Annotated in this window: 15 protein-coding genes; 12 read left to right on the forward strand and 3 right to left on the reverse strand. The window is 68.5% G+C overall.

The features are described 5' to 3' along the window. The first annotated feature begins 309 nt into the window (after positions 1–309). Positions 310–462, forward strand: coding sequence for a hypothetical protein (locus HBB12_RS26120; protein WP_167376121.1), 153 nt, complete (start codon positions 310–312; stop codon positions 460–462). Positions 463–549: 87 nt separating this feature from the next. Then, positions 550–786: a hypothetical protein gene (locus HBB12_RS26125; protein ID WP_236992035.1), complete on the forward strand. Its 237-nt coding sequence runs from the start codon at positions 550–552 to the stop codon at positions 784–786. Between the two features lie 120 nt (positions 787–906). Here the strand turns inward: HBB12_RS26125 and phaC are convergent, their stop codons facing one another. Further along, positions 907–2,634 carry a class I poly(R)-hydroxyalkanoic acid synthase gene (gene phaC, locus HBB12_RS26130; RefSeq protein ID WP_236992902.1) on the reverse strand — a complete coding sequence of 576 codons (1,728 nt, stop codon included), beginning with the start codon at positions 2,632–2,634 and terminating at the stop codon, positions 907–909. A 257-nt stretch (positions 2,635–2,891) separates the two neighbouring features. Between phaC and HBB12_RS26135 the strand changes: the two genes are divergently transcribed. The 5 genes from HBB12_RS26135 to HBB12_RS26155 all read left to right on the forward strand — a co-directional run bounded on the left by HBB12_RS26135 (position 2,892) and on the right by HBB12_RS26155 (position 5,969). After that, entirely contained in the window at positions 2,892–3,260 is a 369-nt protein-coding gene (locus HBB12_RS26135) for a hypothetical protein (protein ID WP_236992036.1), read from the forward strand. Between the two features lie 119 nt (positions 3,261–3,379). Then, entirely contained in the window at positions 3,380–4,600 is a 1,221-nt protein-coding gene (locus HBB12_RS26140; protein WP_236992037.1) for an LL-diaminopimelate aminotransferase, read from the forward strand. A 231-nt stretch (positions 4,601–4,831) separates the two neighbouring features. Continuing rightward, positions 4,832–5,047, forward strand: a complete 216-nt coding sequence (locus tag HBB12_RS26145) for a hypothetical protein (RefSeq protein ID WP_236992038.1) — start codon at positions 4,832–4,834, stop codon at positions 5,045–5,047. Between the two features lie 93 nt (positions 5,048–5,140). Then, positions 5,141–5,512 (forward strand): hypothetical protein, encoded by a 372-nt coding sequence (locus HBB12_RS26150; protein ID WP_442919321.1) that lies wholly within the window; start codon positions 5,141–5,143, stop codon positions 5,510–5,512. Between the two features lie 28 nt (positions 5,513–5,540). Next, the gene (locus HBB12_RS26155) at positions 5,541–5,969 is read left to right on the forward strand and encodes a hypothetical protein (protein ID WP_236992040.1); all 429 of its coding nucleotides are present in this window, start codon (positions 5,541–5,543) and stop codon (positions 5,967–5,969) included. A gap of 181 nt (positions 5,970–6,150) precedes the next feature. Here HBB12_RS26155 and HBB12_RS26160 read toward each other — a convergent pair whose 3' ends face one another. Continuing rightward, positions 6,151–7,167: a zinc-binding alcohol dehydrogenase family protein gene (locus HBB12_RS26160; RefSeq protein ID WP_236992041.1), complete on the reverse strand. Its 1,017-nt coding sequence runs from the start codon at positions 7,165–7,167 to the stop codon at positions 6,151–6,153. Positions 7,168–7,355: 188 nt separating this feature from the next. Between HBB12_RS26160 and HBB12_RS26165 the strand changes: the two genes are divergently transcribed. Then, entirely contained in the window at positions 7,356–7,745 is a 390-nt protein-coding gene (locus tag HBB12_RS26165; RefSeq protein WP_236992042.1) for a winged helix-turn-helix transcriptional regulator, read from the forward strand. 4 nt (positions 7,746–7,749) lie between these two features. On the opposite strand, the gene HBB12_RS26170 is transcribed toward HBB12_RS26165, so the two are convergent. Beyond that, complete coding sequence (locus HBB12_RS26170; protein WP_236992043.1) at positions 7,750–7,959, reverse strand: hypothetical protein; 210 nt, start codon at positions 7,957–7,959, stop codon at positions 7,750–7,752. Positions 7,960–8,231: 272 nt separating this feature from the next. Between HBB12_RS26170 and HBB12_RS26175 the strand changes: the two genes are divergently transcribed. The 4 genes from HBB12_RS26175 to HBB12_RS26190 all read left to right on the forward strand — a co-directional run bounded on the left by HBB12_RS26175 (position 8,232) and on the right by HBB12_RS26190 (position 12,680). Further along, positions 8,232–9,380, forward strand: coding sequence for a sensor histidine kinase (locus tag HBB12_RS26175; RefSeq protein ID WP_236992044.1), 1,149 nt, complete (start codon positions 8,232–8,234; stop codon positions 9,378–9,380). Between the two features lie 194 nt (positions 9,381–9,574). Next, on the forward strand, positions 9,575–10,927 hold the full coding sequence (locus tag HBB12_RS26180; protein WP_442919322.1) for an ABC transporter substrate-binding protein: 1,353 nt from the start codon (positions 9,575–9,577) through the stop codon (positions 10,925–10,927). Next, complete coding sequence (locus tag HBB12_RS26185; protein WP_236992045.1) at positions 10,927–11,859, forward strand: carbohydrate ABC transporter permease; 933 nt, start codon at positions 10,927–10,929, stop codon at positions 11,857–11,859. The genes HBB12_RS26180 and HBB12_RS26185 overlap by 1 nt, the downstream gene beginning before the upstream one ends. Continuing rightward, positions 11,856–12,680, forward strand: a complete 825-nt coding sequence (locus tag HBB12_RS26190; protein ID WP_048462165.1) for a carbohydrate ABC transporter permease — start codon at positions 11,856–11,858, stop codon at positions 12,678–12,680. The genes HBB12_RS26185 and HBB12_RS26190 overlap by 4 nt, the downstream gene beginning before the upstream one ends. Position 12,681 lies beyond the last annotated feature (1 nt).

Consider the following 12,681-nt stretch of genomic DNA (forward strand, 5'->3'; position numbering starts at 1 on the left):
TGCTGAGCGGTTCAAGCGCGTCGTCAGAATCCGATGAGAGACCATGACGACTCTCCCGCCGACCCCTATCCCCGACAATCGCAAGCTCGTCATCAACAAAACCGCCAAGCTGTTCGCGAACAATCTCGACCGAGCATCGACGGCGTGTTTCACGGTCGGCGCAGCAACGCCTGTGACCGGCTGGCTCTTCGGAGTGAGTAGACTGAACCAGGTGCCATGGTGGTTTCTGGCAGTCATCGTCTCCTGTTGGCTCGGAGGCTCCGCGCTCCTACATTATCTGGCACGACGCGCTCTCAGAGGGCTCATCCCATGAACGAGTATGCGGTCCTCGCCCTGATCGTCCCCTTCGTCGCGGTCGGCGTCGCCTACGTCGCGGTCCGGGTCCAGGAGCGGCAGATAGCCCGTCTGAGACGGGACCTCGAGGCCGAAGCCGAGCAGGCGCGGCGCGCAGCTCTCGGCTAGGGCCGAAAGCCAGTCGTCCTGATGATGGGATGTTGGTCGCGACGCGATTTAGACGACTCTGTGCCGACATCAACAATCGCGACAGCCATGACCCACGAACTCTACCGCGTGATACGCCTGCTCGAACGGGAGCGCATTCACTACCGTCTTGATCGCCACCGCGACGACAGCATCATGGTTACGGCAACCTTGGTCGGCGAGCGGATCGAGATCGATGTGTTCGAGGACGGGCACATCGAATATTCTCGCTTCCGCGGAAGCGAGGATGTGGAGGATGACGTCGCCTTGCTCGAAGCGCTGGTTCGCGAGGAGGTCAAGGAGTGATGGTCCTTCCGCTTTTTACTCTCGGTGGCCCTTCACGTGGCTGAGGTGATAGACTTCGGACCTTGAGCAACGCTTTAGAAGAGAGCCCCCGGGACCACTCCCCGGGGGCTCTGCGTCATCTCACGCCTTCTCAAGCACGTAGGTCCCGGGCGCCTGGCCCAGGGACGGCAGCACCCCGCCGCCCGGCTGGCGCGCCGGCACCCGCTCGGAATTCTGGTATTCCAGCCACTGCAGCCAGTACGGCCACCACGAGCCCTTGTGCTCGGTCGCGGCCGCGATCCAGTCCTGGAGCGTGCCGTGGGCCGGCCCGCCGGTCCAGTACCCGTATTTGGGCTTGGCCGGCGGGTTGACCACGCCGGCGATGTGGCCCGAACCCGCCAGCACGTAATCGACCGTGCCGCCGAAGGCGCGGCAGCCCTCGAAGACCGAGAGGGCGGGGGCGATGTGGTCCTCCCGCGTCGCGAGGTTGAAGACCGGGATCGTCACCTTGGCCAAGTCGAGGCGCACGTTGCCCAGCACCATCTCGCCGCGCGACAGCTTGTTGTCGAGGTAGCAGTTGCGCAGGTAGAACGAGTGGTTGGCGGCCGGCATCCGGGTCGCGTCGGAATTCCAGTACAAGAGGTCGAAGGGCAGCGGCGCCTTGCCCTTCAGATAGTTGTTGACGACGTAGGGCCAGATCAGGTCGTTCGGCCGTAGCATGTTGAAGGCGTTGGCCATCTTGGCGCCTTCGAGGTAGCCGCGATCCTTCATGCCGGATTCGATCGAGCGGATCTGCGCCTCGTCGACGAAAACCTTGAGGTCGCCGGCATGGGTGAAGTCGACCTGGGTGGTCAGGAAGGTGCTGCTGGCGATGCGGTCGTCGCCCACCGCCGCCATGTAGGCGAGGCTGACCGCCAGCAGCGTGCCGCCGACGCAGTAGCCCACCGCCGAGACCTGGCGCTCGCCGGTCGCCTTCTCGATCGCCTCCAGGGCCGAGAAGATGCCCTCGCGCATGTAGCTCTCGAAGTCCTTCGAGGCGTGGCGCGCATCCGGGTTGACCCACGAGATCACGAACACCGTCAGACCCTGGCTCACCGCCCAGCCGATGTAGCTCTTGTCCTTGTTCAGATCGAGGATGTAGAACTTGTTGATCCAGGGCGGCACGATCAGGAGCGGGCGCTTGAGCACCGTGTCGGTCTGCGGCGCGTACTGGATCAACTCGATCAGGTCGTTGCGAAAAACGACCTCGCCGGGGGTGCTCGCCATGTTGACGCCGACCTTGAACTGGCCCTGGTCGGTCTGGCGCACGCGCAGTTCGCCGCCGCCAGCCTCCACGTCCTCGGCCAGCATCTTCATGCCGCGCACCAGGTTGGCGCCGTTCTCCCGGAAGGTTTCGCGGATCAGTTCCGGGTTGGTCGCCACGAAGTTCGACGGCGACATCGCGCCGGAGATCTGCCGGACGTAGAACTGCGCCTTGGCGCGGGTGTGGGCGTCGAGCCCCTCGGCCTCGTCGACCAGGATCTCGGCCCAGCGGGTGGTGATCAGATAGCCCTGCTTCAGGAAGTCGAAGACCGGGTTCGTCGTCCATTCGGGGGCGGCGAAGCGCTTGTCCTTCGGATCGGGCAGGGCGACGGGGGTGACCGTCTCGCCCTGCATCTTCTGCAGGGTCGAGCCCCACAGGGCCAGGAACTGCCCCCCGATCAGGCTCTGGGCCTCCATCGCCTTCTGAGGATCGGTGAACCATTTCTCGGCCACGGTGCCGAGCGTGCGCACGACCTCGGTCACCGATTCGGCCAGAGCCGTGTTCGGCTTGCCCGCTTCGAGAGGCTTGGCGTAGGCGGCGAGCGCCCGGCTGAACTGCTCGGTCATCAGGCCCGCGTTGCGCGACAGGGCCTCCACATCCGCCCCCGGAATCTGCGCCCCCGGTATCTGCGCGCCCGGTCCCTGCGCACCCGACGCCGTACTCCTCTCAGATGTCACGCGCGTTCTCCTCCCTGATTGTCGGCGGTCCGCCGGAGCAAGCCGCCTTTCGGACAAAATATCGTCGCAAACCGCCGGTTCCGCCAGATGACCGGACCGGGTTTCCTCATCGCCACGGTGCCCTCGCGCAAGGTTCCCCAAACGTCATGCCCGCGTTCCCCGCTCTTTCGCCCGCCTTCGCCCGCGCCGCAATGCTCCTGACCTGCCTCGCCACCGGCGGCTGCGTCCTCGACGGGGCCGGCGTGCGCGAGGCCGCCAAGTCGGCCGGGTTCGGCCCCAAGGAGGTCGCGGCCCCCGACTTCGTGACCCAGTCCCGCCGTGGGGGCGGAGACTTCCTGCCGGTCGGCGAATCGGCCCCGCCTCGCGAAACCCGCGCCAAGTCGGCCGCCGGGGTGAAGCAGCTCGAGGCCGATCTCGATGCCAGCCGCCAGCGCAACGAGGCGCGGGGCCGCGACGCCGCCAAGGTCGGCGGCGCGGTCAAGCCGCCGGCTCCGCCGCAAGTCCCCTCCAACTAAGGTCCCGCCGGCCGAGTGACGCAAGTGCGGACCGGCGAACTTCCTCTTGCCCCAAAACCCCTCTAGACAGCCTATGTGACACGCGCGTCGCAGCGGCGGCGCCGATCCAGGACCCGGCCATGACCGATTTTCACCGCATCAAGCGACTGCCCCCCTACGTCTTCGAGCAGGTCAACCGGATCAAGGCCGCCGCCCGCGCCAACGGCGCCGACATCATCGACCTCGGCATGGGCAATCCGGACCTGGACGCGCCCCGCCACGTGATCGAGAAGCTGGTCGAGACCGCCGGCAAGCCGCGCACCGACCGCTACTCGGCCTCGAAGGGCATCGCCGGCCTGCGCCGCGCCCAGGCGAACTACTACCAGCGCCGCTTCGGCGTTTCGCTCAACCCCGACACGCAAGTCGTGGCCACACTCGGCTCCAAGGAGGGCTTCGCCAACATGGCGCAGGCCATCACGGCGCCGGGCGACGTGGTGCTGGTGCCCAACCCGAGCTACCCGATCCACGCCTTCGGCTTCCTGATGGCGGGCGGCGTGGTCCGCTCGGTCCCGGCCGAGCCGACCCCGGCCTTCTTCCCGGCGGCCGAGCGGGCGATGCAGCACTCGATCCCCAAGCCCGTGGCGATGGTGGTCTGCTATCCCTCGAACCCGACGGCCTACGTCGCTTCCCTCGACTTCTACCGCGACCTCGTCGCCTTCGCGAAGAAGCACGAGCTGATCCTGCTCTCCGACCTCGCCTATGCGGAGGTCTATTTCGACGATAAGAACCCGCCACCCTCGATCTTGCAGGTGCCGGGCGCGATCGACGTGGCGGTGGAGTTCACCTCCCTGTCGAAGACCTTCTCGATGGCCGGCTGGCGGATGGGCTTCGCGGTCGGCAACGAGCGGCTGCTCGCGGCGCTGACGCGGGTGAAGTCCTACCTCGATTACGGCGCCTTCACGCCGATCCAGGTCGCCGCCACCGCGGCCTTGAACGGCCCGGAGGACTGCATCCACGAGATGCGCGCCACCTATCGCCGCCGCCGCGATGCGATGGTCGATGCGTTCCAGAAGACGGGCTGGGACATCCCGGTGCCGTCGGCCTCGATGTTCGCCTGGGTGCCGATCCCGGAGCGCTTCAGGAGTCTCGGCAGCCTCGAATTCTCGAAGCTGCTCGTCGAGAAGGCCGACGTGGCGGTGGCGCCGGGCATCGGCTTCGGCGAGCACGGCGACGATTACGTGCGGATCGCGCTGGTCGAGAACGAGCAGCGCATCCGCCAGGCGGCCCGCAACATCCGCCGCTTCTTCGACAATGCCGACCGCACCCTGCACAACATCGTGCCGATGCAGAAGGTCGGCTGATACGCTGTCCGAAACGATCCGTTCGGACAGCGTATCCCCGCCGGCGCGGCGCCCGAGCGAAGCCGGTTTCCGCATCGCGAAGCGATCGATCGGAAACCGGATCAGTCCGACACTTGTGGCCGGGGGGCGACAGGGGAGGCGCAATCGCGCCTCCGGCCGCCCTCCGGGTTGATCCGGGCCTCGGGCGGCGTCAGGGTGCGGCCAAGGTTTGGTTCCACCTCAGGGTCTCCGATGCGTCGCTCGCTGAAGCTCGTCGTTCTCGCCGCCGCGGCCGCCCTGCCGGCCGCCTGCGCGCCGAACCCGATCATCGCCCGCGACCCCGTCCCGGCCCCGAGCCCCGACGTCGCCTATCGCTGCTCCTCGACCCCGGCATTGCTCAACGGCTACTGGGCCGATTGCGAGCGGGTGCGGCGCGAGCGCGAGGTCGTGGTCCGCACCAAGGGCTGACGGTCGCTCCACCCCGGACACCACGCCGCGCCCTGGAACCGGGCGCCGCTCTCAGTGCGTTAACCGGCATCCTGTCACCGGAGGATGCCCCGCGTGATCCGTCGTTTCATCCTGCCGCTCGCCGGCTTGGCCTGTGTCGCTCCAGCCTGCCTCTCGGGCCCGGCCCTTGCCCAGTCCCCCCTCGCGGTGCGGGTGCGCCCGCCTGCCGTCGCTCCGGACATCTACAGCCGCGCCGCCGCACCCGGCCCCACCGTGCTGCAGGTCTCGCCCGACGTGATCGTCGGCCCGCTGCCCGCGGGCCCGACCGGCCTGGTGGCGATCCGCGCCGTGCCGGTCGCCGCCGTGACCAATGGCGGCGCCTTCGGGCCGACCGGCTACGGCTACTACAATGACAGCCCGAGCGAGGGCCCGCTCAACCGCCCGCACCGCATGGCCGATTACATCCTCGGCAGCCGGGCCTACTGATCCTCACCCCCACGGAAGGAACGTCCCCATGCGTGCACGCCTCCTCGCGGCGGGCCTGTTTGCCGGCCTCGCCACCGTCGCCGCAGCGCTGCCGGCCGCGGCCCAGAGCGTCGGCTACGTCACAGGCCTCCCGGGCAGGGATCCGGCCGGCGACGACGAGATCGGCTGGGGGCCGGCCTATCGGCCCGAGACCAGCTTCTCGCAGCCCGGCACCCCGCCGACCCCGGGGGACTTCGCCGGCGCGGCGTATCGCGCTCGCACCGGGCATGGGCCGTACGACGCGATCCAGGCCCCGATGCGTCCGGTCCGCGCGTACCAGGACCCGGGCTACGGCTACGCGCCGGCGGGCTATTATGGCGAGCCCGGATATGCTCCGCGGGCGCGGAGCGTGCGGGTGAAGCACCGGCATCACGCCAAGACGAAGGTGCATCGGGCGTATCGGCAGGTGATGCGCTGAGGATCCCGATGACTGATCCTCGACGGAGCTGAAGTCCGTTCGTGTCGGGCGACCGACCGACAACCCTCCGTCGTCATCCCGGGTTCTCGCCGATCGGCGAGCCCCGGGATGACCCTCGGAGTTTGGAACGCGCGTGGACTGACGCTCGAGTTCGTCGATCCGATCTGCGAGTGACCGCCCGTCAGGCAAACCCTTCCAGCACGATCTTCCCCTTCGCCCGCCCGCTCTCCAGCAGTGCATGCGCCCGGCGCAGGTTCGCGGCACCGATCGGCCCGAAATGCTCGGCCAAGGTGGTGCGCAGCCGCCCGGCCTCGACGAGGCGGGCCACCTCGTCGAGCAGGTCGCCTTGCGCCGCGATGTCGACGGTGCCGAACATCGGCCGGGTGAACATGAATTCCCAGTGCAGCGACAGGCTCTTGCGCTTGAGGAGCGACACGTCGAGCGTCGCCGGGTCGTCGATCAGCGCGAGCCGACCCTGCGGTGCCATCAGCTCGGCAATCGCCGGGAGGTGCGTGTCGGTATGGGTGGTCGAGAAGACGAACCCCGGGGCGCCGAGGCCGAGAGCGGCGATCTGAGCGGCGAGCGAGGCCCCGTGATCGACGACGTGGTGGGCACCGAGTTCGCGGCTCCACGCTGTCGTCTCCGGCCGCGAGGCGGTGGTGATGACGGTGAGGTCGGTGAGCTGGCGCGCGAGTTGGGTCGCGATCGAGCCGACGCCGCCGGCCCCGCCGACGATCAGCACGGCATGGGCCGCCCCCGGCACGGGTTTGCGAATGTCGAGACGGTCGAACAGCGTCTCCCAGGCGGTGATCGCGGTCAGCGGGAGGGCCGCGGCCTCGGCGAAGGAGAGCGAGGCGGGCTTGCGGCCGACGATGCGCTCGTCGACGAGGTGGAACTCGGCATTGGTGCCGGGGCGCTCCAGGGCGCCGGCATAGAACACCTCATCGCCGGGGCGGAACCGCGTCGCCTCGGGACCGGCGGCCACGACGATGCCGGCGGCGTCCCAGCCCAGCACCTTCCAGCCGCCGGCCTCGGGCGCCGCGCGGCGGCGCACCTTGGTGTCGACGGGGTTCACCGAGACCGCCCGGACCTCGACGAGAAGGTCGCGGCCCGTGGGCTCGGGGCGGGGCAGGGTGATGTCCTGGAGGGCGGCTTCGTCCTCGATCGGCAGGGAGGTCTGGTAACCGACGGCGCGCATGGGCGGGCTCCTCTGCATCATTCGCCGAAGTGGTCACCGGTTCGGCGAAATGAATGATGCAACACAAGAATCCGAGCAGGCCCGCGCGAGCGGGACGGCTCGGAGATGACGGAAGCCGAGATGACCGCTACCGTCATGATGCGCAAGAACGCACATGAAGCGCCCATAGTGTCGAAAAGGATACCGTCATGGCCCGCACCCGGCACCGCAGCCTGGATTGCAGCCCGGGCTGCGCCGTCGAGGCGACGCTGCAACTCATCGACGGCAAGTGGAAGGGCGTGATCCTCTACCACCTCCTGGCCGAGGCGCCGGCGCCGGAGGACTCGCTCCGGTTCAACGCGTTGCGCCGGCGGATGCCGAACGTGACCCAGCGCATGCTGACCAACCAGCTGCGCGAGCTCGAGGCGGATGGGTTCGTGCACCGCACGGTCTATGCCGAAGTGCCGCCGCGGGTGGAGTATCGCCTGACGGCGCTCGGCCGCAGCCTCGAACCGGTGATCCGTGCACTCAAGGCCTGGGGCGACGTTCATGCCGCGGTGGCGCCCAAGATCGTGGCGCCTGAGGCGGATGCGGCCTGACGGATCAGCGCGACAGGCTGCGGAAGGCGCAGACCCGGCCGCGATCCTCGTAGCCGGCCGGGCATTGCGCCACGCAGGCACCGGCCGCGAATTTGAGGGGAGGGCGGCAATAGCTCTCTTCCTGCTGCGCCTGCACGGATGGTGGCGCCAGAAGCGCGACCACGATCGTCACGGCGGCGGTCAGGATGATCCCGAGGGCAACGAGGCGCAGCACGGATCCGCACTCCTGCTGTGTGTGCACTGCACTGTACCATATGGGACCGGTTTCATGCACTGACAGGTCCGCGCGCGAGCGACGGGTCCGGAGGGGCTGGGGATGGCGCGGTGCGGCATCCTGGCTCCGCTTTCCTGCCTGCTTGACCCGCTCCGGCAGACATGGCCCCACTGCAGACAGGCTCCGGTCAGGGATCGATCCGGTCCCGCTGCCGACATCGACCCAAAGCAGGACCCCGCCTCTCGCGCAGGGAAAGGACAGGATACCAGACGATGGCGGAACTCAGCCGTCCGGATCTCGATTACCGCCTGAAGCAGCAGAAGATCCTGTCCGAATTCGGCGTCGAGGCCCTGCGCGCCGACGATCTCGGCCGGCTGCTGCAACGCGCCACCGAACTCTGCGCGGACGGGATGTCGGCGCAGTTCTGCAAGGCGCTCGAATACAAGCCCGGCCGCGACACGCTCCTGGTCATCGCGGGCGTCGGCTGGGGGCCGAACGTCGTCGGCCACGCCACCGTCGGCGCCGATCTCGCCTCTCCGGCAGGCTACGCCCTCAAGACCGGGCAGCCGGTGATCTCGAACCACCTCGAGAACGAGCACCGCTTCCGCACCCCCCAGCTGATGGCCGATCACGGCGTGCGCCGGGCGCTCAACGTGCTGATCCGCAACCGCGAGGGCGATTTCGGGGTGCTGGAGGTCGACGACACCCGCGAGGGCCAGTTCGACGAGGCCGACATCGCCTTCATGCAGGGCTTCGCCAACCTGCTCGGCGGCGCCATCGAGCGCCAGCGCTCGGAAGCCCGCCTCCAGGCCGCCCTGGACCGGCAGGAACTGCTCACCCGGGAGATGAGCCACCGGGTCAAGAACAGCCTTGCCACCGTGGCCGGCCTGCTCTCGCTCCAGGCCCGGACCACCGAGGACCAGCAGGCGCGCGACGCCCTGGCGGATGCCCGCTCGCGGGTCGAGGCGGTGGCGCAGGTCCACGACCAGCTCTGGCGTCAGCCCGACCTCGCGGCGGTGGAACTGTCGGGCTTCCTCGGCTCCCTGTGCGGGAAGCTGCGGGAGAGCGCGCCCGGCCACGCCATCACCTGCGAGGCCCCCGCCATGCCGATCCCGGCCGACCTCGCGATCCCGCTGGGCCTGTTCGTCAACGAACTGGTCACCAACGCGATCAAGTACGCCTATCCGGGCGGCCACGGCCCGGTGCGGGTCGCGGCCGTGCCCGAGGGCGAGGGCCGGGTCCGCCTCGGCGTTTCGGATGACGGCGTCGGCCTGCCGGACGGGTTCGACACGGGGGCCGCGCGCCGCAGCCTCGGCATGCGGGTGATCCATGGTCTTGCCCGCCAGCTCGGCGGCGAACTCACCGTCACGGGCAAGGGCGGCGCCTGTTTCGCCCTGACGGTGAATCTCGCGGTGCCGTAGCCGGTCCCTGAGGATTTTTCAGAGCCGTCACGGCGAGCCGCTTCCCACGGCCGCGCGTCTTGCACTACGCTTGCGGCAGCGCTGCCGCTTCGCCACGCCAAAAGGCGGAGCGGCGCGACGGGGGCCGGAGAACCGGCCCCGCCTCGAACAAGCCCGGGCATCAGATCCGGGCAGATCCCGAAGGGCAGGAAACGATGGGCGAGATTTCTCGCGGCGGCCCGAGCCGTCGCAGCCTCCTGGCATCCGGCGCCGCCGCGGCCGGTCTCGGGATGATCGGCGCAGGATCCCTGAACATTCGACCGGCCTTCGCGGCCGTGGACTGGAAGAAGCACGCCGGCACCACCCTCGAGGTCAACCTGATCAAGGGCCCGCGCGGCGACCTGCTCCACCGCAGCGCCGCCGAGTTCACGGCGCTCACCGGGATCAAGGTCTCCTCCGAGGTGATCCCCGAGCAGCAGCAGCGCCAGAAGATCGTCATCGAGCTGACCTCGGGCCGGCCGAGCTTCGACGTGGTGCATCTGAGCTACCACGTGCAGAAGCGCCAGTTCGACAAGGCCGGCTGGCTCGCCGACCTCTCCGGGTTCATGAAGGACCCGAACCTGACCGAACCCTCCCTGAAGGAGGCCGATTTCAGCAATGCGGGTCTGCAATATGCCAAGACCCCGAACGGCGAGATGCGCTCGCTGCCGCTCTCGGTCGATTACTTCATTCTGTACTGGAACAAGGAACTGTTCCAGAAGAAGAACGTCGCTTATCCCGAAACCTTCGACGACATGATGCGGGCGGCCGAGACCCTGACCGACCCGAAGGCCGGCACCTACGGCTTCGTCGGCCGGGGCTTGCGCAACGCCAACATGGCCTTGTGGGGGGCATTCTTCCTCGCCTATGGCGGCCGCTTCCTCGACGACAAGGGCAACCTGCTGATCGACGGCCCGGAGGCCGTGGAGGCGACCAAGCTCTACCAGCGCCTGCTGACCAAGACCGCGCCCCCCGGCGTCGTCGGTTTCAACTGGATGGAGTCGATGGCGGCCTTCACGCAAGGGCGGGCCGCGATGTGGCTCGACGGCGTCGGCTGGGCGCCGCCGCTCGAAGACCCGAACGCCTCCCGCGTCGTCGGCAAGGTCGGCTACGCGGTGGTGCCGAAGGGACCGAAGGACCACGCCTCGGCGACCTACGGCGACGGCATCGGCGTTGCGGCGGCGAGTTCCAAGAAGGAGGCGGGCTACCTCTACTGCCAATGGGCGGTGTCGAAGCTGATGGGCGGGCGCCTGCTCCAGGCGGGCGGCGGCGTGCCGTTCCGCGATTCGATCCTCAGCGACGCGGAGGTCCAGCAGGGCGTGAAGATGCCGCGCGAGTGGCTCGATTCGGTGATCGGCTCGGCCAAGATCAGCAAGCTCGGCCTGCCGGTCGTGGTGCCGGTGGCGGAGTTCCGCGACATCGTCGGCTCCGCCGTCACCGCCACCCTGTCGGGGGCCGATCCGGCGGTCGAGCTGAAGAAGGCGGCCGAGCAGTACCGGCCGATCCTCGAGCGCAGCGAGAAGGCCTGATGGCGCGGGCCGGCCTCGCATCGCCAGCGGACGACCTGTCATCGGCCGACGAGGCCGTGCCCGCCCGCTGGCGCCCCCCGGGCTACTGGCCCTTCGTGGTGCCGGCCCTCGTCGTCGTCGTCGGGGTGATCGTCTTCCCCTGGGCCTTCACCCTGTGGATGAGCGTGCATGAATGGAAGGTCGGCGCGGCGCCGGCCTTCGTCGGCCTCTCCAACTACACGCGGCTGCCGACCGATCCGCGCTTCCTCGATGCGGTGTGGCAGACGCTGGTCTATACCGCGCTCTCGGTGGTGCTGCCGCTCATCCTCGGAACGCTGGCGGCCTGCGTGTTCCACGCCAAGTTCCCGTTGCGCGGCTTCCTGCGCGGCGTGTTCATCCTGCCGATGATGGCGACCCCCGTCGCCATCGCGCTGGTCTGGACCATGATGTTCCACCCCCAGCTCGGGGTGCTGAACTATCTCCTGTCGCTTGTCGGCATTCCCCCCCAGCTCTGGGTGTTCCATCCGGCGACCGTGATCCCGTCGCTGGTGCTGGTCGAGACCTGGCAATGGACGCCGCTCGTGATGCTGATCGTGCTCGGCGGCCTCGCGGCTTTGCCCACCGAGCCCTACGAGAGCGCGCAGATCGACGGCGCCTCGATCTGGCAGATGTTCCGCCACATCACCCTGCCGCTGGTCGCCCCGTTCCTGTTCGTCGCCGCGATGATCCGGATGATCGACGCGGTGAAGAGCTTCGACATCATCTTCGCCATTACCCAAGGCGGACCAGGCACCGCCTCGGAGACGATCAACATCTATCTCTACAGTGTCGCCTTCGCCTATTACGACGTGGGCTACGGCTCGGCGATCGCCGTGGTGTTCTTCCTCCTCATCATCGCGCTCGCCGCCGCCCTGCTGGTGGTCCGCAAGCGCACGCAAGGGGCGGTGGCATGAACTGGCGCTGGCTCCTCAAGCAGGCCGCCCTGCTCTTCGCCGTCCTGGTCATCGTCTCGCCGGTGATCCTGTTCTTCGTCTGGATGCTGTCGCTCTCGGTCAAGTACGAGATCGACAACGCCGCCTATCCACCGGTGCTGATCCCCGAGCGCTTCGCCTGGAAGAACTACACCGACGTCCTCGAATCGAACCGGTTCTCGACCTATTTCGTCAACAGCCTGCTGGTCACCGGTACGGCGACCTTGCTCGCGCTCCTCGTCGGGGTGCCGGCGGGCTACGGCATCGCCCGGATGAAGGCCGCCAAGGCCGCAGTCGTGATCCTGGTCGCCCGCATCACCCCGGGCCTGTCCTACCTGATCCCGCTCTTCCTGCTGTTCCAGTGGCTCGGGCTCCTCGGCACCCTCTGGCCGCAGATCATCATCCACCTCGTCGTCACGGTGCCGATCGTGATCTGGATCATGATCGGGTATTTCGAGACGACGCCGCTGGAACTGGAGGAGGCGGCGGTGATCGACGGCGCCAGCCGCTGGCAGGTCTTTCGCTACGTCGCGCTGCCGATCGCCAAGCCCGGCATCGCCGTGGCGATGATCCTGGCGGTGATCTTCTCCTGGAACAACTTCGTCTTCGGCATCGTGCTCGCCGGGCGCGAGACCCGCACCCTGCCGGTCGCGGTCTACAACATGATCTCGTTCGACCAGCTGAGCTGGGGGCCGCTCGCGGCGGCGGCGCTGATCGTGACGCTGCCGGTGCTGGTGCTGACGGTCTTCGCCCAGCGCCAGATCGTCGCCGGGCTGACGGCCGGGGCGGTGAAGGGCGGGTGAG

Origin of the sequence: Methylobacterium sp. SyP6R, from assembly GCF_019216885.1 — a bacterium.
Classification (GTDB): domain Bacteria; phylum Pseudomonadota; class Alphaproteobacteria; order Rhizobiales; family Beijerinckiaceae; genus Methylobacterium.